Raw genomic sequence first — 19,203 nt, forward strand, 5'->3', positions numbered from 1 at the left:
CGCTATTGTGCGCGCTCATTTTGGAAGGGGATAAGGTTTCTATATGCCACTACAGTTTGTTGTTAAGGAGCCTAAATAGAAGTTTACTAGCTAATGCACGCTTACGAACTCTACATACCGTATTACGCTTGATAAGAAAAAGTAATAGCTTGTTTAAAACCTACTTACTATGGCGTTTCTGAAGCACTTCCATTACTTCGTTTAGCTCAACGCCTTTATCTTCTAGTAATACTAGCGTGTGGTAGAAAAGGTCGGCGCATTCGCCCAGTAAATCTTCTTTGGTTTCTGCCACAGCGGCAAGGGCAACTTCTACGCCTTCTTCTCCCACTTTTTGTGCGACCTTTGTTGTGCCTCTAGCGAGCAGGCGAGCAGTGTAGCTTTCTTCTACGGGGTCGTTTTTACGTTCACCAATAAAGCGCTCTAGGTAAGACAGGAAGTTTTGCTGGCTGAGCTTTTCTTCAGGAAAACAAGATGTTGTCCCCAAGTGGCATGTTGGGCCATGCGGTACTGCTGCGATTAAAATAGAATCTTGATCACAATCGGCTAGCACTTGCTTAACCGTTAGCACGTTGCCAGAGCTTTCACCTTTCATCCACAGGCGCTGTTTAGAGCGGCTAAAGAAAGTGGCATTGCCAGATTCTAAGGTCACTTTAAGCGCTTCTTGGTTCATAAAGCCTTGCATTAATACCGCGCCGGTTGCGCTGTCTTGAATAATAGCGGGCAGTAGGTTATCCATTTTCTGCCAAGCCAATTCATTAAAATTTTCGAGTGTCACAATCACGGTTAAATCCTTATTTCTACATCGGCAGCTTTTAGTGTTTGTTTCAGCTCTGCCATATCAATAATGCCTTTGTGGAATACGCTAGCGGCGAGTGCGCCATCAACATCTGCTTGTTTAAATACTTCAGTGAAGTGGGCGATTTCGCCTGCGCCACCGGAAGCGATTAAGGGGATATTGGCAACCGCACGCGCTTTGCTTAGTTGGTCAATATCGTAACCTTGGCGCACGCCGTCTTGGTTCATGCAGTTTAAAACAATTTCACCAGCGCCCAATTGTTGCACCCGTTCAATCCAATCAAAGGTTTGCCAGCTGGTTTTTTGCGTGCGGCTTTCATCGCCGGTAAATTGATACACTTGGTAAGCGCCCATTTCCTTGTCGAAATAGCTGTCGATACCCACCACCACACATTGCACGCCGAAACGGTCTGCTAAGCGTTCAATTAAACTTGGGTCTTGCAGGGCAGGGGAATTAATGCTGATTTTATCGGCGCCCATCATTAAAATTTCACGCGCATCTTGCTCTGATTTAATACCACCCGCGACACAAAAGGGAATGTCGATCACTTCGGCAATACGGCTCACCCAGCTTTTATCCACTACGCGACCATCAGAACTGGCGGTAATGTCATAAAACACCAGTTCGTCGGCACCCGCTTCGGCGTATTTTTGCGCGAGTGGCACAATATCGCCAATAATTTCGTGGTTACGGAATTTTACCCCTTTCACTACTTTGCCATCACGCACGTCAAGGCATGGAATAATACGTTTTGCTAGCATTATTGTGCTCCTTGTGTGGCATTGCTTTGTGAGGCATTGTCTTGTGAGGCACTGTTTTGGGCAAATTCAGCGCTGTTAAAGTCGTTTGGCCATAACGCTAACGCTTCATCTAAGGTGAATTTACCCTCTAGTAATGAGCGACCTAAAATTACGCCACTTACGCCTGTGGGTTTAAGTGCTTCAATATCGGCTAGCGAACCAATTCCGCCAGAAGCTTGCCATTGAATGCTAGGGTATTGGCTGCAAAGTTCGCTGTACATGCCAACATTGCTGCCTGAGAGCGTACCGTCTTTGCTGATGTCAGTACAAAGTACATGAATCAAGCCTGCGGCTAGGTAGTCGTCTAACAATTCTTCAAGGTTAACGCCGCTGTCTTTAATCCAGCCGTGGGTTGGTAGTGTTTTGTTGCCTTGCTCGTCAATTTTTACATCAAGCGCAAGTACAATTTTCTCGCCGCCAAATTCGATTAGCCATTCGCGCACTAGTTGCGGCTCTTTAATGGCAAGGCTGCCAATCACCACGCGATCTGCGCCTAGTGCTAATAAATCTTCAACGTCTTGCTTGGAACGCACGCCGCCACCGACTTGAATAATCATGCTTGGGTGATTCACTAAGGTTTTTAGTAAGGTGAGTTGGCGTTTAGTGCTGTCTTTCGCGCCGTCTAAATCAACAAAGTGCATTACTTTCGCACCCGCTTGAGCATAGCTGGCTTGGCGCTCGGCGGCAGAGGTTTGGTAACTGGTTTTTTGCTCGTAGTCACCTTGGTATAGGCGAACCACTTCGCCGTTAATTAAATCAATTGCAGGGATCAGCACCTTACATCTCCAAAAAGTTTTTAATGATTTTGCTGCCGTTTGCGCCTGAGCGCTCAGGGTGGAACTGACAACCAACAAAATTGTCTTTAACAATCGCCGCTGAAAACGCGCTGCCGTATTCACAGGCCGCTGCAGTGTAATCACTCACTGGTGCAGCAAAGCTGTGTACGAAGTAGAAGTAATCACCGACATTGATGCCAGCAAATACGGGGTGGTCAATTACTGACGTTAGCGTGTTCCAACCCATATGCGGTAATCGCAGGCCGTTTGCTTCAAGCGGAGCAACTGAGGTTGGGATTAAATCTAAACAGTCGATAATTTCCACGCCATCATCAGCACCTGACTCACTGTAAGTTAGGGTATGGCTCAGCGCTGAACTTTCACGAGAGTCGCTGCACATTAACTGCATACCTAAACAAAAGCCTAAAACAGGTTGCGTTAACCCTTGAATACAGGCCACCAAGTTTTTCTCGCGAATGTTTTCCATTGCATGCTTGGCATTACCTACACCAGGTAAAATCACTTTTTCTGCGGCTTTAATCTTGGTTAAATCGTCGGTAATTTCGGCGTCAAAGCCTAGGCGCTTAATGGCGAATTTTACCGAGGAAAGATTGGCACAGCCGGTATCAACAATCACAAAACGGCTGTTTGCTTGCTCTGGCATTACAGCGCTCCTTTGGTGCTTGGTAATTCGCTACCTTGCACAGTAATCGCTTGGCGCAGTGCGCGGCCAAAGACTTTAAACAAACTTTCGACTTGGTGGTGACAGTTACCTTCTGTGGTAGAAAGGTGCAAGGTTACCGCCATGCTGTCGGCTAATGAGCGGAAAAAGTGGGATACCATTTGCGTTGACATCGTGCCGACGCGGCTGTCGGTAAAGTTAGCATCGAATTCAAGCCAAGGGCGGCCAGATAAATCAATCGCACATTCGGCTCGGCATTCATCCATCGGCAAGACAAAACCAAAGCGACCAATACCGCGCTTATCGCCCAGTGCTTGTTTTAATGCACTGCCGAGCGCTAATGCGGTGTCTTCTACGCTGTGGTGCTCGTCGATGTGGTAATCGCCGTCTACTTTTACTGTTAGCGCAAAACCACCGTGCGTAGAAATTTGCTCAAGCATGTGGTCGAAGAAGCCAAGGCCGGTGTTAATGCTGTTACCTGTGCCATCAAGGTTAACATCAATAGTGATATCGGTTTCTTTGGTGGTGCGAGTCACGGTTGCTTTGCGCGGCTGGGTTAATAGTTGCTCGGCAATATTGTCCCAGTTTAGGGTGTCACGGTTGTAGCGCAGCCCTTGAATCCCCATGTTGGCGGCAAGTTGCATATCGGTTTCGCGATCGCCAATGACATAAGAGTTGGCAAAGTTAACCTTACCTTGCTGCAAGTAGTCAGACACCATACCAAGCTTTGGTTTACGGCAGCTACAGTTGTCTTCTTCAAAATGCGGGCACAACAGCACATCGTCAAAAATCACCCCTTGTGAGGTGAAGAAATCCATCATTTTGTTATGTGGTAAGTCAAAATCTGCTTGTGGGTAGCTGTCGGTGCCTAAACCGTCTTGGTTCGATACCATGACAAGGCGAAAGCCTTTTGCTTGTAGGGCAAGCAGTACAGGGATAACTTTTGGCTCGAAGACCAATTTTTCTAGGGTATCGACTTGAAAGTCTACTGGCGGCTCTTCAATTAACGTGCCGTCGCGGTCGATAAATAAAATATTTTGTCCACTCATTAATTTGTTTCCTGTACTGATAACGCAGAAGTGTTTGTGACCAGATTTGTCATTGTTTTTTGTACTAAGTCCATCTCGCGCGCACTGCCAATAGAAATACGTAGGCAGTTTTCCAATTGCAGTTGTTTTGATTGATCGCGAATTAATATGCCTTGTGCTTTTAGCCCATCAAAAATTTCGGTTTTTAATGGCGTGCGAAACAGTACAAAGTTGGCGTCGCTGGCAAACACTTCATCAACCCAGCTTTGCGTTTCTAACCAGCTAACTAGGCTTTGGCGAAGTATTTTTGTTTCTTCAACGCGCGCTTTCATCAGCTGCAAGTTATCACCCGTTAACGCTTGGCTGGCAATTTCTGCAACTGGCGCTGAAATAGGGTAGGGGGCGATCACTTTGCTTAGTAGCGTGATAATTTCTTTTGAAGCCAGCGTAAAACCACAGCGTAAACCGGCAAGCGCAAAGGCTTTAGAAAGCGTGCGCAGCACTACTAAGTTAGGGTAGTCAGCTAACCAGCTTTGCGCTGAATCTTCCGGTGAAAATTCAATGTAAGCTTCATCCACCACGACAATGGCTTTGTCTTGCGCTGCCTTTAACACGGCTTTAATTTGCGCTTTCGGTAGCAAGTTGCCCGTTGGGTTGCCCGGTGAACATAAAAACACTACGTTGACGTCATCTAGTTGCTCGATGATGCCATCAACATCCAACTGATTATTCACTTGTGGTACTTTAACAATACCTGCACCGTGATTTTCGGCGCTAATGGCGTACATGCCGTATGTCGGCGGACAGATTAAAATGCTGTCTTGGTATGCCGTGCAGAAGGTGCGAATAATCAATTCAATACCTTCATCAGCACCGCGTGTTGCTAGTAACTGTTCAACAGGTAAGCCGCTATAGTCGCTGTACGCTTCCATCAAGTTTTCTGGTTGAAAATCAGGGTAGCGGTTAATGCAATCTGCGCTTAGCTGGTATTTACCAGGCCCCGACGCTTCATTGGCGTTTAACCAAATTTTGCTATTAAAGGTTTGCTCGCCACTGTCTTTTGCTCCGGCATCTGCATCCGCTTTTTGTAAGCGTCGTGCCGACTGATAAGGCACCATCTCGATAAGCTCGGAACGTGCGAGCTTTTCTGCACTAGATAGATCTTTCGTTGCCATTAGCCTTCACCCTCTAATCGTATGGTTACCGCTTTTTGGTGCGCCATCAAACCTTCCGCATCGGTGAGCTCGATGATTGCGGGCGCTAAATTTGCCAAACCTTGACGGGTAATTTGCTGCACCGTATAACGGCGAGAGAAATCAGCAAGCGATAAACTACTGACTACTTTTGAGTAGCCGTAAGTGGGCAGCACGTGGTTAGTACCACTGGCGTAATCACCGGCAGATTCTGGCGTGTAAGCACCTAAGAAAATAGAGCCAGCATTACGCAGTTTACCCACTAGGCTTTCAGGTTCAGCCGTTTGTACAATTAAGTGCTCTGGGCCGTAAAGGTTTGAGACTTCAACTGCCATCGCGATATCGTCGGTTAAAATCAAACGACTTTTTGACAGCGCTGCACGGGCAATGTTGGCGCGTGGTAATTCCGCTAATTGGCGATCTAGTGCTTCGCGCACATTGGCAATTTGTGTTTCGCTATCTGACAGTAAAATCACTTGGCTGTCTTCGCCGTGCTCGGCTTGCGACAGTAAATCAGCAGCAACAAAATCAGCATTCGCACCACTGTCCGCAATCACTAACACTTCAGATGGGCCGGCTGGCATATCAATGGCAAAACCGGGGATTTTTTGGGAAAGCTGTTTTTTCGCTTCGGTTACAAAACGGTTACCTGGGCCAAACACTTTATTGACGGGTTTGATTGACTCTGTGCCAAGGGCTAGTGCTGCTACTGCTTGCGCGCCGCCTACGGCATAAATTTCATCAATGCCACAAAGCTTTGCTGCTGCCAGTACTTCGGGGGCGATATCGCCGTTTTTATTTGGTGGTGAGACTAATACTTTGCGCGGGCAATTAGCAAGCTCTGCTGGCACACCTAGCATCAATACTGTAGAAGGTAATGGCGCGCTACCGGCTGGAATGTATAAACCCACCGCTTCAATGGCTTCAGTTTTTAATACACAAGTGACACCGGGGCAGGTTTCTACCACGATATCTTCTTGTTGCTGTGCTTGGTGAAAGCGTTTGATTTGGCCGTAAGCGGTTTCCAACGCTTCAAGGCGGGCTGGTGATAAGCTATCAACTGCCGCTTGTACTTGCGCTGCGGTCACTTTCAGTGCTTCAAGGCGAATACCGTCAAAGCGCTCTGTTAGGTTGATGAGCGCTGCGTCGCCTTGCTCAGCCACTTGGTTAACGATGTTATCGACTTGCGTGGCAAGTAAGCTGCTTTCAGCAATCGCTGGCCTTGCCAGCGCGTTTTGCTGCTCTTGAACAGAGATACTTGACCAAGTTGTCGTTGGCAGTAATGACAATAAAGATTGTGTGCCCATGGTGTTTGCCCTTAACCCATCATTTTTTCAATTGGCATGACTAAAATTGAGTCACAGCCCAGTGCTTTTAATGCTTCCATGGTTTCCCAGAAGAAAGTTTCGGTGGCAACGACGTGTACTGCCACTAAGTCATCGCGACCGGCTAATGGCAATACTGTTGGCGTTTCTTTACCTGGCATTAAGTTGCTGACTTCTTCTAGTTTGTCTTTTGGCGCGTGCAGCATAATGTACTTGCTTTCTTTGGCCTTCATTACCCCTTGAATGCGCGGTAATAAGGTATCGAGAATCGCTTGTTTTTCTGGCGCAAGTTCAACGCCTTGGATAAGCGATGCCTTCGAGCGGTAAATCACTTCCACTTCTTTTAAGCCATTGGCTTCAAGCGTTGCACCCGTTGATACCAAGTCACAAATACCGTCGGCTAAACCAACACGTGGCGCAACTTCTACAGAGCCTTTTAATAAACAAAAATCAACGTTAATGCCGTTTTCTTTAGCAAAGCGCTTCATTAATTGCGGGTAAGTAGTGGCAAAACGCAAACCGTCGAGTGAGGCAAGGCCGGTGTAATTAAATTCTTCTGGCATCGCAAGTGATAAACGACAGCCGCCGAAGTTTAAGCCTGTGGTTTTAGTGTAAGCAGAGTTTTGGCCTAATAACTCACGCTCTAGTGCGGTTTCTTCAAGTGTGTTGTCGCCAACAATACCTAAGTCACACACACCGTCCATCACTAGGCCAGGAATATCGCTAGAGCGAACACGCATAATGTCGATAGGCATGTTAGTGACATGTGCTAACAGACGACGATCACCGACATTAAGTTTTAAACCACAACGTTTAAGTAGTTGCTGTGTTTCGTCGCTCAGGCGACCTGACTTTTGCATGGCGATGCGTAAGCGTGTTTCTGTAGTCATTTTCCCTTCCTAAAATAATTATAAATTTAAAATGCTTTGTAAGTTGTCAATTTTGTTTAGTGCTAATTCGTTAGGCCATAAAACGTAAAAAACCCCGAGAGAGTTTGACTCTTTCGGGGTTTTTAGAATTCTTCAATTCGCATGCCGCTGAAAGAGCCATAGCCCTCAGCGAATAAACCTGAGCGGCTAATCCGTGTGATGGTGATGATGATGGATTTTGCTGAGGTTTAATAACATCTAATTTGCCTTTGTTTAGCTTGTAAGTAGCTTAGTATTCGTTTCTGTCTTTTAGTGCATAACTGTTCGTATGCGTCTTGCAAATAACAATACTGGCTAAAGTTGCGCTTCGCAACCCCTAAAAATGATTCTTTTATGACAAAAAGTTGTTAGTTATTGCTGCTAGCGCTAATGTTGTAGAAAAACCAGCCGATACAGGGGGAGAATTTCTAGCTTTTATAGTGGTCATAAATAGTAGGCATTAGCGCTGACCAATATGAAAACATCATCAACGATATTCTCTTTCATTATATTAGCTACATAAGCGGGAGAAGGTGCACAGTAAACAATGGATATTTTTACGACTCAGCTTGCAAAGCTTGCTCCAAATCGATTGCAACCGAAAAAACTCAAAGTCAATCGCTTAACCAAGCAAAGCCCATCTAAAAATATTGATGAAGAGCATGAACATCTCGATGCTCACGATACAACTACCACCACATTCCAACACGCGAAACAGCAATTCTCTGAAGTAGTTGATGCTGAGTTAGCGCACCAACAAAATGCTAATACGGATAATGAAGGAGTAGTAGATAAAAAACAAAGCTCTGTAGCATCGGAAAATGCCCAACATACTAATTCACCTGTAAATGCAGCAGCCCATCCTCATACCATTCAGCCGAAAATAGATAGCAACATCCAGAAACGCGTTGAACAAGAAGGTGTCGAAGTGCCAAGCGATGAAGCATTAGCCCAGGTTGTTTACCAGCGGCCAACAGTTGGTAACTCTGTTGCTAGCGAAAAAACCGATGAAAACGCCAGTGATGACGATGACCACGACCAGCATTTAGATATTTTTGTTTAATCCTCACAATCTACCGATATAATAGCGCCTTTGTTATTTTCTCGGTAATTTTGCGCAGATGAGCACAGTTGCACAGGCTTTTTCATCAAGTGGTTTATTGGCAAAAGCCATTAATGGTTTTTCCCCTCGCCAAGCACAACTTGATATGGCGCTAGAAGTTGAACAAGCGATTGCCAAGCAACATACCTTAATTGTTGAAGCGGGTACCGGAACCGGTAAAACCTTTGCTTATTTGATCCCTGCTTTGATGTCGGATAAAAAAGTGATTGTTTCTACGGGTACTAAAACGCTACAAGAGCAGCTGTTTCACAAAGATATTCCGGTTATCCGCAAAGCGTTAGCAACGGGCGCGCAAATGGCGCTGTTAAAAGGGCGTGCCAATTACTTGTGCATCTACCGAATGGAGCAATTTCAGCACACGCGTGGTGTATTGGATGCGCAAGGGTTAGCTGACTTTGTGCAGGTCAAACATTGGGCGAATAGCACGCATGCAGGCGATATCGGTGAGCTAGACTCAGTTGCCGAAGACTCAAGCATATTTCCACATATCACCAGTACCGCTGATAATTGTTTGGCGCGAGATTGCCCTCATTTCGAAGATTGCTACTTGGTTAAAGCTCGTCAAAAGGCGATAGAAGCCGATGTTGTTGTGGTTAACCACCATCTGTTTTTTGCGGATATGGCTTTGAAAGACACTGGCTTTGGTGAGTTAATCCCGAAAGCCGATGTGGTGATATTTGATGAGGCGCATCAAATATCCGATATTGCCAGCGAATATTTTGGTGAGTCGTTTTCAACAAGGCAAGTACAAGAGCTATGTAGCGACGTTATTCAAGCCTACAAGACTACCGTTACGGACGTGAAACAATTGGGTAAAGCCGCAGAAAAGCTTGAGCGAACTTGCCAAGATTTTCGCTTGCTGTTTGCTCACGATCCTGAGCGCGGCAATTGGCGAGAGAAATGGCACAATGCCCGCATTCGTCAAGCGTTTGAACACTTAAAAACGGATTTAGACTTTTTATATCAAGTGCTCAAACTGAATGTCTCGCGTAATGAGCTGGTGGACAATTGTTTTGAGCGAGCCGTTACCCTGTTATCTAAGTACGACATCGTTGCTAATATCGACGCCTTTGAAGTCAGCCTTTGGTACGAAACAACACGCCGACATATTACGTTGCATCAAACCCCGTTATCGATTGCCGACAAGTTTAGCCAAGTAGTGAGCGAGTCTGGCGCTGGTTGGATTTTTACCAGTGCGACACTGGCGGTAAATAATGGTTTTGAGCATTTTGCTAAGCCACTGGGCTTATCACAAGAGCATACGCTAATGCTGGATAGCCCATTTGATTATCTAAATCAGTCTCAGCTTGTGGTGCCACGCTATTTGCCTGAACCTAATGATAGGGGCAGGGCGTTGGCGCTAGTGGAATTAGCTGTGCCGTTAATTAACAGTGCTGCGGGTGCCTGCTTTATGCTATTCACTAGCTATCGCATGATGAACCAAGTGGCAGAGCTACTGGAAGATAAAATAGATAACCCGCTTTTGGTGCAAGGGCAAATGGCTAAGCGCAACTTACTGACCGAATTTATTGCCCAGCCTGATGCGGTATTGCTAGCAACGGCAAGTTTTTGGGAAGGGGTTGATGTTAGAGGCGACAAATTAACTTGTGTTATCATAGACAAATTGCCGTTTGCCTCGCCTGATGAGCCGCTGTTACAAGCTCGAAGTGAAGACGCCCGAAGGCAGGGTAAAGACCCCTTTGCTGAAATTCAATTGCCCCAAGCCGTTATCGCCTTAAAACAAGGGGTTGGGCGATTAATTCGTGATGTAAACGATCGCGGCGTACTGGTGATTTGTGACAACCGCATTGTTAATCGCCCATACGGGCAGGTATTTTTGTCCAGTTTGCCGGAAATGCGACGCAGCCGAGATTTAGACAAAGCGGCATCTTTTTTAACAACTATTCATAGTGAGACCCAATCAAGGTGAATTTACTAGCTATTGATGCATCGACTGAAGCATGTTCAGTCGCAATTTTAAAAGACGATCAAGTATTTAGTGATTTTGAGTTATGCCCGCAATCACATAGCATTGTGTTGTTGCCGATGGTAGACAATCTACTTGCCAAAGCTGACGCGAAATTAACTGATTTTGATGCCTTAGTTTATGGCCGTGGCCCTGGCAGTTTTACTGGTGTTCGCATTGGTATTGGTGTTGCTCAAGGGTTAGCGTTTGCAGCCGATTTACCAACCATTGGTATCTCGACCATGCAGGCAATGGCACAGCAGGCATATGAACAAGAAGGCAAAGAGGCCGTTAGTATTGCTATCGATGCGCGAATGGCGGAAGTTTATTGCAGTAACTGGCAGTTAAACGAGCAAGGGCTAATGGCACTTGTAGGAGAAGAGCGAGTACTTCCACCGGAGCAATTTGCCCAATCCCTTGAGCAAAGTGAATATAAATATGGCGCAGGCACTGGATGGCAAGCCTATCAAGAAGCTTTTCAGCCAATTTGTGCTAACCTAGAAAAGATAAGTGTGATGTATCCTAACGCCCAATTTATGCTGGCGCTTGCCAAACAAGAATTTATTGCAGGCAAAGCGTTACCTGCGGAGCAAGCACAACCTGTTTATGTGCGTGATACCGTGTCATGGAAAAAGCTACCAGGGCGAGAGTAGTCTGTTATATAACGACTGTAACGCTATTGTAAAAGAAGGTATTAGTTAAGTGGTATAACACCCATTGCGTTAGGACATCTTGTGAGAATTGATGCCAGCTTAATGCAATGGAAATCTATAACACTAATACTGCGATACCTCTAACACGCCAAAGCCGAGCTTTTGCTACTAATCAGCAGCGTGTTACTGGCAATAACGAAACCGATAACGGCAATCAAATAGAGCAGATACGTCGTGCTCGTAATACTGAGCGAGTTGATCAAAACTCGCCACAAAACCTTCCTGCCTCTCAACCACAATCAGCCCAGCCACAAAATCAACCGCAAGCGCGGCAAAATCGTATAGACTATAGCGAAGCGGCGATTGCCCTTTTAGAAGAGCGCAATCAGCGGCAGAGCCGTCAGCAAGGCATAAGCCGTCAGCAAGAGATAAGCCGTCAGCAAGATTTAGCGAGTGAGCGAGATGCAGGCCTTCAGCGAGAGCTCGACTTTGAGCAGGAATTTAATCGCCAACAAGATGTTAACCCGCAGCAGGGATTAAACCTTCAGCAAAGAAACCGCCAACAACAAGACACTTCATCGGGACAATTTGCGGGGTACGACCGGCCATCTGCCGCTAACCGCACGGCTATTTCAGCCTATCAAACAGTTGAAGGCCTAGAAGAAAGGGATAACCTTGAGCAAATTCTTGGCGTAGATTTATACGCTTAAAAACTTTCTGCACGCCTCCGAATATCGTTAAATATTACCAATTTCAGTTACATAAACGTGCTTGCCAAATAATGGCTTAACCTCCACTATGATCTGCAAACTAATCTATCGAGCCAGTCGTGACTAGCCCGCTTCATCAACCTTCTTTCTTTTATCGACACCGCTTTTGGTTATTGTTATTAGCTGCTGCAACTTTGCGTCACTTGCCAATAGTCTCTCTGCCATTTAATTGGTTAGAAAGTTATTTCCACGAAATCAGTCATGGTTTAGCGGCAATTATTGCAGGTGGAAAAATTATTCAAATAGAGCTTTTTCCCAACGGTGCTGGCTTATGTTCTACTCAAGGCGGCAGCCGATTACTAACAGCGTTTATGGGGTATAGCGGGGCGGCTATTTGGGGAGCGGCAATTTATTCCTTGTCGTCAGTTAATCAGCGGGTCACTCAATTAGTGACCGCTAGTATTCTAATACTCTTGGTATTGAGCTGTATTTTTTGGGTCAGAGATATACTTACGCTCATTATACTCGCTGTTTTAATTGCGCTTTTTGCGCTCAAAGTGAAGTTTTATCACCATCCTTGGTTAAATGTTAGTGTGCAACTAGTCGGCCTAACAGTGCTGCTAAATGCCTTGTTTAGTCCATTGTATTTGATAGATGGCCGTCATCGCGGCGATGGTGCAACGCTCGCGGGCTTAACTGGCGTGCCAGAAATTTTATGGGTTGCAATCTGGCTAGCAATCGCTGTAGTTTTGTTATATCGACTGGCAAAACAATCCAATAAGAGACCGAGTTGAGAATAACAACAGAAGAAATATGTTACGACATTAATGAAGTGTCACTGCATGGCTTAACCACAGGCGATGACGAGCAGCCAATCACTTTATGTTTGCACGGTTGGCTTGATAACGCCGCCAGTTTTTTACCACTCATGCCATATTTGCCAAACCGTAAGCTAATTGCCTTAGATTGGCCAGGGCATGGTTTTTCGTCGCACCGAAGCTTAGATGCCCACTACCATTTTATTGATTGGGTTTATGATTTAGTTCAGTTATTTGATGTAACGCAATGGCCGGCTGTCGATATTGTGGCTCATTCGATGGGCGGCATGGTAGCTACAGCGTTTGCAGCTGCATTTCCTGAAAAAGTAAAATCGTTAACTTTGCTTGATTCAATAGGGCTTATTTCAGACAAGCCGGAAAATACCACAGAGCAATTGCGAAAAGGTTTAACTAGCCGCCTTAAAGGGTTGTCGAAGCAAAAAAATCAACATCCGTCGATAGAGTCAGCTGTTAAGGCAAGAGTCGCGGTGTCAGATATGGCGTATGAGCAAGCACAGTTAATTGTGAAACGCGGCTTAGTGCAGCAAGGTGGTAGCTATATTTGGCGTGCTGATAGCCGATTAAGAAATGCCTCGCCATATCGGTTAACCGTAGAGCAAGCCAAACAACTTATTTCAGATGTGCAGTGTCCCGTTAATTTAGTTTACGGTGACAAAGGGTTGGAAATGGTGCATTTAGGCATCAAAGAATTCTCAGCACTATTCAGTGATTTAACGGTACATAAAGTCTCTGGTGGGCATCATGTACACATGGAAGCGCCCGAGCAGGTTGCTGAAAAGATAACCGCATTTTGGCAGCAAATCGCGACAAAAGTACCGTAAAATTTACAAAATTCGGGAAAATTGTCGCTAAGTTACTCCACAAAAAACTAGGATTTTTAGCCAAAGTGTGGAATCATCTCTAACTTTCGAGTAAAAGCTCAGGTAAAAGTAGACCGTAAATCTTTACGCAAACCGCCTGACGAACGCATGCCAATTCATATTGGTATTACTATAAAAATTATAATTATCACGCGTGTCTAAATAGAATTGAGGAGATGACTGTGGAAAAAATTTGGCTTGAAAAAAGTTACCCACCCGGTGTTCCACACGAAATAGACCCCGACAAATACTCATCAATTGTCGAAATGTTTGACAAGTACGTTGGCATTTACGCGCAGCGCACCGCCTTTATTAATATGGGCGCAGAAATCACTTACAGTGAATTAGCCGAACAGGCTAGTGCGTTTGCAGCATACCTGCAAAAGGAATTGGGTTTAGTGAAAGGTGACAAGTTTGCCATTATGGTACCGAACACCTTGCAATACCCTGTTGCTTTATTTGGTGCGCTAAAAGCAGGCTTAACCGTTGTTAATGTTAACCCGCTGTACACAGCACGTGAGCTTAAGCATCAATTGAACGACTCTGGTACTAAAGCCATGTTGATCGTTGAAAACTTCGCTCATACCTTGCAAGAAGTTATCTCAGATACGCCTGTTGAAAAAGTTATCTTAACTGGTTTAGGTGATCGCCTAGGTGGTTTAAAAGGCAAGTTAGTAAATTTTGCTGTGAAGTACGTGAAGAAAATGGTGCCGAGTTACTCACTGGCAAACACCGTTAAATTCAACCACGTTATTGCCAAAGGCGAGAGCTTAACGTTAGACCCAGTTGAGATTGCTGGTGAAGACTTAGCTTTCTTACAATACACTGGTGGCACCACGGGTGTATCAAAAGGGGCAATGTTAACGCACCGCAATATGGTGGCGAACTTAGAGCAGGCAAAGGCCGCGATTCGTCCGGTATTAAAAGATGGCGAAGAGTTGGTGGTTACCGCACTGCCGCTTTACCATATTTTTGCACTAACGGCGAACTGCCTAACGTTTATGACATTAGGTGGTACTAACCTGTTGATCACTAATCCACGCGATATGCCGAGCTTTGTTAAAGAGCTAGGTAAATACCCATTCACCGCGATTACAGGTGTAAATACACTGTTTAATGGTTTAGTGAACACACCGGGCTTTGCGCAGTTAGACTTCTCAAAACTGAAGTTATCGCTGGGTGGCGGTATGGCTGTGCAACGTCCAGTTGCAGAGCGTTGGGAAGATGTTACAAAAACGCGTTTGCTTGAAGGTTATGGCCTAACAGAATGTTCACCTATGGTGACTATTAGCCCGTATAACCAAACCGCATTTAATGGCTCAATTGGCTTACCTGCACCGTCTACTCACATTAAAATTGTGCGTGAAGATGGCACAACTGCTGGCGTGAATGAGCCGGGTGAAATGTGTGTTAGTGGCCCACAAGTCATGAAAGGCTACTACAATCGCCAAGAAGCTACCGATGAAATATTAACTGACGGCTGGTTAGCGACAGGTGATATTGCTGAGATGGATGAGCAAGGCTTCTTTAGAATTGTTGATCGTAAAAAAGATATGATCTTGGTCTCGGGCTTCAATGTTTTCCCTAACGAAATTGAAGAAGTGGCAATGATGCACGAAGGTGTTGTTGAAGCTGCTGCGGTTGGTGTGCCTCACGAAGTTAGTGGTGAAATCATTAAACTGTTTATCGTTAAGAAAGACGATTCACTTACGCAAAAGAACATTATTGAACACTGTGCTAAGCACTTAACAAATTATAAAGTACCTAAGTTGATTGAATTTAGAGACGATCTACCGAAAACCAACGTAGGTAAAATTTTACGTCGTGAACTAAGGTAGTTCTCCCACAGTTAGTTAACTTCGTAATAAAAAAGCCGACATATTGTCGGCTTTTTTGTGGCTACTATGAAAGGCGCAGATAATAGTTATAAATGCAAAAGTACTTAACGTAAAAAGTACTTAACGCAAAACTAAGTGGCGCAAAAGTACTTAGCGCCTTAACTCCCTATACCTTACAAACTCTAGCTTACAAACACAAACTCTAGCTTACAAACGCTATTGCGCTTTTAATACTTGGCCATTAACTGCTGCGCTATCGTCTGACATTAAGTAAACGTATAGCGGCATAATGTCTTTCGGTGTTGCCAGCGTGTCTGGGTTTTCACCTGGGTAGGCTGTTGCACGCATCGCTGTGCGCGTACCACCTGGGTTAATTGCGTTAGTGCGTAAATTCGTCCCTTCGAACTCGTCAGCAATTAACTCCATCATTCCTTCAGTGGCGAATTTCGACATACTGTAAGTCGCCCAAAATGCTCGGCCTTTGCCACCAACGGTTGAAGTAGTAAATACTAATGAAGCTTTGTCAGCTTTTTGTAGCGCTGTAATTAAGGCTTGCGCCATCATCATTTGTGCTTTGACATTAATTTGCATGACATCGTCAAACGTTTGTTCGTGAATGTTCACAAATGGGGTTAACTCACCCAGCACTGATGCATTAAGTAGTGCACCATCGAGCTTGCCAAATTGGTCAACAATAGTACTGGTCATGTCGATATAGTGTTGCTTTGTCGCACCTTTCATATCGAGTGGAACGATAGCTGGCTCAGGATTACCTGCGGCAACGATTTCATCGTAAACGTTTTCGAGCTTTTCAACCGTTCGGCCAAGCAAGATAACAGTCGCGCCGAGCTCGGCATAAGTTAATGCTGCTTGCTTACCAATACCGTCACCAGCACCAGTGATCAAAATTGTTTTATCTTTCAAACAGCTATTTTGAATTGTGTAGTCAAACATCGAGTAATTATCACATTGATTTTAGTGCTGTAATTTTACGCTTCCTAAGCAGATATGACGAGTGAAAATTCCCAAGATTCAGCAGATTTATTGAAAAAGCGAGATAAAAACAAAAAAACGCTAGCGCTCTTGTGCAACTTTGTGTAGCTTAAAAATTGTCTAATATGTTGGCGGAAGTAGTGTAAAAGCTCTAATTTTTTTGGGAAAAAAGCTAACAAAGTCAAATGGATAAAAGCAAAAAATAAATAGACTAGACTCTGGGGAGATGCAATGAAAAAGCTAGTACTAAGTATCGCTATCGCTGGTGCACTTGGATTAAGTGGCTGTGATGATGAAACCATTCGCGATGTAGAACAAGAGGTCGCAGAAAACGGCCCTGTAACCACACCAACAGCCCGTATAATTTTTGATCCGACAGCGGGCGATCTTTCAGTTCCAAACGATTTACTTTTCTTAGGTACCACTGATGGTACGTTAAACCCGCCGGTTAGCGATCCTACTGATTCTTCAGATCCGTTTTTTGCGCTTAGTGCGCTTGATGGTTGGTCTACCGTTCAACCATTTAGAATTGATGTTGATTTACCGCCAGGCGTCAGTTTAGATGCAAACAGTGTTGCTAACCCAGCATCTGTACGTATTTTTGAAACAGAATTTGGCGGCCCAACTGCATCATCAGCAGAGTGTGCTGCATTGCCACAAGGCGCTGCTTGTCAGGTAGTTGGTGAACTAACGTTTGGCGTTGATTTTATCTCGCAAATGTCTGGTGATGGCGTAGCTGTTGTACCATTAAAACCGCTCAAAGCTAAAACGGGTTACCTCATTGTTTTAACAAATTCACTACAAGACGATACTGGTAAGTCAGTTGCTGGTTCCTTTACTTATGAGCTTGTCCAGCAAGACTTAGCGACTAAGCCGCTAGCAACTGACTCTCAGTTAGCACTTCAAGGCGCAGTAAATAGTTTTGAGAATGCCGTAAGTGGTGCTGGTGTTGATAAATCTAGCATTATTTACACCGCGGCAATGACCACACAATCAACGGTTGATGCGGTTGCAACGGTTAAACAAGTGATGGCTGCGGGCTTACAACTAGGCAACGTGCCGACTATTGCTATTCAAGATACCTCAATTTCGGTATTTGACGCATTAACATCGCAAGGTGTAACGCTACCAGCTGAATTGGCGCCGGTTTATCAAGCAGCTAACCTGATGCAAGGCTCAATTACTTTGCCATATTACTTAGGTACACCAAGTGCTGAAAACCCATTGGCACCAGTAAACGATTGGTGGAAAGCACAATGTGACTCAGGTGCTATGCTAGCCGGTCTTGCTGCACAAAACCCAGGTGCAATTCCGGCTGACGCAGTGAGTGAAGGTGACGGCCTATGTTTAGCAATTTCTGCAGCTGCAGGTTTAGCAGCACCAGGGTTACGTGATTTACGTGGCGTATTAGATTTAGATACAGAGCGTAACATCACAAAATTCAACCCAATGCCAGAAAAGCGCGCAGATATGACGCTTGATGTGCAAGTAACTACGCCAGACATGGCGGTAGCTAATGCGGTCCGCGCAAGCTTAGGTTTACCAGCGTTAACACAACCAGAAGCAGGTTGGCCTGTTGCTATTTTACAGCACGGCATTACTTCTCGAAAAGAAGACATGCTAGCGATTACCGGTGCATTGGCAATCCAAGGTATTGCAACGGCAGCGATTGACCATCCAATTCACGGTAGCCGTGGTTTTGATCTAGATGGTGATGGTGTTGACGATTTGAATGCTTCAACCGTTTCAGCAACACACTACATGAACCTAGGCAACTTGCTAACAACGCGTGACAACTTGCGTCAAAGTACTATTGATACACTTGGTTTACGCTTAGGTCTTAACTTTGCTGGCGGTGTTGACGCGGCTGGTGCTGCTATCTCACTAGACGGCTCTAAAGTGTACTTCTTAGGCCACTCATTAGGTGCTATCTCTGGTATCAACACAGTTGCATTAGCAAACTTACCGTTAGATCCTGCGGTTGACCCGTTATTTAAGGTTTCGGCAACTTCGTTTGCGATGCCAGGTGTTGGTGTTGCCAACTTATTGCTTGAATCACCGGCGTTTAGCGGTCTTATCAAAGCAAGCTTAACGCTAGCAACATCAGAAGAGTTTGCAGCATTTGTTGCCGCAACTTTCCCTGGTCAGCCAAGTGAAGCTGAGCTTGTGCAAGCGTTCAATACCTTCTTTGCAGCGTTAACACCAGCACAACAAGCTGAATTAAATGGTGCGTTTGCACAATTTACCTTTGCAGCACAAACTGTGACAGATGCTGGCGACCCAGCTAACTACGCAGGTATGGTGGCGATGACACAAACGCCGACACACTTAATTGAAGTGGTTGGTAATGGCGCTGATAACTTATCAGACCAAGTTATTCCTAACACAGTGAGCTCAACACCGTTATCAGGTACTGAAGCTGCGATTGCACTACTTGGCCTACCAGGTGTTAGCGAAACAACGGAAGGCTCTGGTGCGGTTCGCTTCACTTACGGTCACCATGCGTCAATTCTTGACCCATCAATTCGCCCAGAAGCAACTAACCCTGCACAAACAGCGGCAGCAACTGCTGAGATGCAAGGTCAAGTGGCTACCTTCTTTGCGACAATGGGACAGTTAGTTTCAATCACTAACAGCGATGTTGTGATGTAAGCAACAAGAAGAAATATTGCTAAAAGCTCCCAATTGGGAGCTTTTTTTTTGCTAAAACATC

The 19,203-nt window shown here is 45.1% G+C and carries 17 protein-coding genes; 8 read left to right on the top strand and 9 right to left on the bottom strand.

Annotation, left to right across the window (positions count from 1 at the left end; all coding sequences use genetic code 11):
* Positions 1 to 160: 160 nt before the first annotated feature.
* From hisIE to hisG, 8 genes are read right to left on the bottom strand one after another with little or no spacing between them, the layout of a single operon-like run.
* Complete coding sequence (hisIE, locus tag ACSLUR_RS06015; RefSeq protein ID WP_448552707.1) at positions 161 to 781, bottom strand: bifunctional phosphoribosyl-AMP cyclohydrolase/phosphoribosyl-ATP diphosphatase HisIE; 621 nt, start codon at positions 779 to 781, stop codon at positions 161 to 163.
* Positions 782 to 783: 2 nt separating this feature from the next.
* The gene (gene hisF, locus ACSLUR_RS06020; protein ID WP_448552709.1) at positions 784 to 1,557 is read right to left on the bottom strand and encodes an imidazole glycerol phosphate synthase subunit HisF; all 774 of its coding nucleotides are present in this window, start codon (positions 1,555 to 1,557) and stop codon (positions 784 to 786) included.
* Positions 1,557 to 2,372: a 1-(5-phosphoribosyl)-5-[(5-phosphoribosylamino)methylideneamino]imidazole-4-carboxamide isomerase gene (hisA, locus tag ACSLUR_RS06025; protein ID WP_448552711.1), complete on the bottom strand. Its 816-nt coding sequence runs from the start codon at positions 2,370 to 2,372 to the stop codon at positions 1,557 to 1,559. Before hisA ends, hisF begins: the two co-directional genes overlap by 1 nt.
* A 1-nt stretch (position 2,373) precedes the next feature.
* Complete coding sequence (gene hisH / locus ACSLUR_RS06030; RefSeq protein ID WP_448552713.1) at positions 2,374 to 3,036, bottom strand: imidazole glycerol phosphate synthase subunit HisH; 663 nt, start codon at positions 3,034 to 3,036, stop codon at positions 2,374 to 2,376.
* Positions 3,036 to 4,103: a bifunctional histidinol-phosphatase/imidazoleglycerol-phosphate dehydratase HisB gene (gene hisB, locus ACSLUR_RS06035; RefSeq protein ID WP_448552715.1), complete on the bottom strand. Its 1,068-nt coding sequence runs from the start codon at positions 4,101 to 4,103 to the stop codon at positions 3,036 to 3,038. The genes hisH and hisB overlap by 1 nt, the downstream gene beginning before the upstream one ends.
* Positions 4,103 to 5,257, bottom strand: a complete 1,155-nt coding sequence (hisC, locus tag ACSLUR_RS06040; protein WP_448552717.1) for a histidinol-phosphate transaminase — start codon at positions 5,255 to 5,257, stop codon at positions 4,103 to 4,105. The genes hisB and hisC overlap by 1 nt, the downstream gene beginning before the upstream one ends.
* Positions 5,257 to 6,582 (bottom strand): histidinol dehydrogenase, encoded by a 1,326-nt coding sequence (gene hisD / locus ACSLUR_RS06045; RefSeq protein WP_448552719.1) that lies wholly within the window; start codon positions 6,580 to 6,582, stop codon positions 5,257 to 5,259. The genes hisC and hisD overlap by 1 nt, the downstream gene beginning before the upstream one ends.
* Before the next feature lie 11 nt (positions 6,583 to 6,593).
* The gene (gene hisG, locus ACSLUR_RS06050) at positions 6,594 to 7,490 is read right to left on the bottom strand and encodes an ATP phosphoribosyltransferase (RefSeq protein ID WP_116013974.1); all 897 of its coding nucleotides are present in this window, start codon (positions 7,488 to 7,490) and stop codon (positions 6,594 to 6,596) included.
* A 565-nt stretch (positions 7,491 to 8,055) separates the two neighbouring features.
* Between hisG and ACSLUR_RS06055 the strand changes: the two genes are divergently transcribed.
* From ACSLUR_RS06055 to fadD, 7 genes are all read left to right on the top strand, one after another.
* Positions 8,056 to 8,571: a hypothetical protein gene (locus ACSLUR_RS06055; RefSeq protein ID WP_448552722.1), complete on the top strand. Its 516-nt coding sequence runs from the start codon at positions 8,056 to 8,058 to the stop codon at positions 8,569 to 8,571.
* Positions 8,572 to 8,629: 58 nt separating this feature from the next.
* Positions 8,630 to 10,561, top strand: a complete 1,932-nt coding sequence (yoaA, locus tag ACSLUR_RS06060) for a DNA repair helicase YoaA (RefSeq protein WP_448552724.1) — start codon at positions 8,630 to 8,632, stop codon at positions 10,559 to 10,561.
* On the top strand, positions 10,558 to 11,250 hold the full coding sequence (tsaB, locus tag ACSLUR_RS06065; protein ID WP_448552726.1) for a tRNA (adenosine(37)-N6)-threonylcarbamoyltransferase complex dimerization subunit type 1 TsaB: 693 nt from the start codon (positions 10,558 to 10,560) through the stop codon (positions 11,248 to 11,250). The genes yoaA and tsaB overlap by 4 nt, the downstream gene beginning before the upstream one ends.
* 107 nt (positions 11,251 to 11,357) lie before the next feature.
* Positions 11,358 to 11,960 carry a Sec-independent protein translocase family protein gene (locus ACSLUR_RS06070; protein ID WP_448552728.1) on the top strand — a complete coding sequence of 201 codons (603 nt, stop codon included), beginning with the start codon at positions 11,358 to 11,360 and terminating at the stop codon, positions 11,958 to 11,960.
* 119 nt (positions 11,961 to 12,079) lie between these two features.
* The gene (locus ACSLUR_RS06075; protein ID WP_448552730.1) at positions 12,080 to 12,754 is read left to right on the top strand and encodes a M50 family metallopeptidase; all 675 of its coding nucleotides are present in this window, start codon (positions 12,080 to 12,082) and stop codon (positions 12,752 to 12,754) included.
* Entirely contained in the window at positions 12,751 to 13,620 is an 870-nt protein-coding gene (locus tag ACSLUR_RS06080; RefSeq protein ID WP_448552732.1) for an alpha/beta fold hydrolase, read from the top strand. Before ACSLUR_RS06075 ends, ACSLUR_RS06080 begins: the two co-directional genes overlap by 4 nt.
* 221 nt (positions 13,621 to 13,841) lie before the next feature.
* Positions 13,842 to 15,497 (top strand): long-chain-fatty-acid--CoA ligase FadD, encoded by a 1,656-nt coding sequence (gene fadD / locus ACSLUR_RS06085; protein ID WP_448552733.1) that lies wholly within the window; start codon positions 13,842 to 13,844, stop codon positions 15,495 to 15,497.
* Between the two features lie 216 nt (positions 15,498 to 15,713).
* Here the strand turns inward: fadD and ACSLUR_RS06090 are convergent, their stop codons facing one another.
* Entirely contained in the window at positions 15,714 to 16,451 is a 738-nt protein-coding gene (locus ACSLUR_RS06090; protein ID WP_448552735.1) for a YciK family oxidoreductase, read from the bottom strand.
* Between the two features lie 270 nt (positions 16,452 to 16,721).
* On the opposite strand from ACSLUR_RS06090, the gene ACSLUR_RS06095 reads away from it, so the two are divergent.
* Complete coding sequence (locus tag ACSLUR_RS06095; RefSeq protein WP_448552737.1) at positions 16,722 to 19,142, top strand: VolA/Pla-1 family phospholipase; 2,421 nt, start codon at positions 16,722 to 16,724, stop codon at positions 19,140 to 19,142.
* The last annotated feature ends 61 nt before the right edge of the window (positions 19,143 to 19,203 follow it).

This window comes from Thalassotalea montiporae (assembly GCF_053485855.1).

Excerpts from the sequence above, each read along its gene's own strand:
- hisF (WP_448552709.1), bottom strand. The coding sequence starts at position 1,557 with ATGCTAGCAAAACGTATTATTCCATGCCTTGACGTGCGTGATGGCAAA.
- hisH (WP_448552713.1), bottom strand. The coding sequence starts at position 3,036 with ATGCCAGAGCAAGCAAACAGCCGTTTTGTGATTGTTGATACCGGCTGT.
- hisB (WP_448552715.1), bottom strand. The coding sequence starts at position 4,103 with ATGAGTGGACAAAATATTTTATTTATCGACCGCGACGGCACGTTAATT.
- hisC (WP_448552717.1), bottom strand. The coding sequence starts at position 5,257 with ATGGCAACGAAAGATCTATCTAGTGCAGAAAAGCTCGCACGTTCCGAG.
- hisD (WP_448552719.1), bottom strand. The coding sequence starts at position 6,582 with ATGGGCACACAATCTTTATTGTCATTACTGCCAACGACAACTTGGTCA.
- hisG (WP_116013974.1), bottom strand. The coding sequence starts at position 7,490 with ATGACTACAGAAACACGCTTACGCATCGCCATGCAAAAGTCAGGTCGC.
- ACSLUR_RS06055 (WP_448552722.1), top strand. The coding sequence starts at position 8,056 with ATGGATATTTTTACGACTCAGCTTGCAAAGCTTGCTCCAAATCGATTG.
- yoaA (WP_448552724.1), top strand. The coding sequence starts at position 8,630 with ATGAGCACAGTTGCACAGGCTTTTTCATCAAGTGGTTTATTGGCAAAA.
- ACSLUR_RS06070 (WP_448552728.1), top strand. The coding sequence starts at position 11,358 with ATGGAAATCTATAACACTAATACTGCGATACCTCTAACACGCCAAAGC.
- ACSLUR_RS06090 (WP_448552735.1), bottom strand. The coding sequence starts at position 16,451 with ATGTTTGACTACACAATTCAAAATAGCTGTTTGAAAGATAAAACAATT.
- ACSLUR_RS06095 (WP_448552737.1), top strand. The coding sequence starts at position 16,722 with ATGAAAAAGCTAGTACTAAGTATCGCTATCGCTGGTGCACTTGGATTA.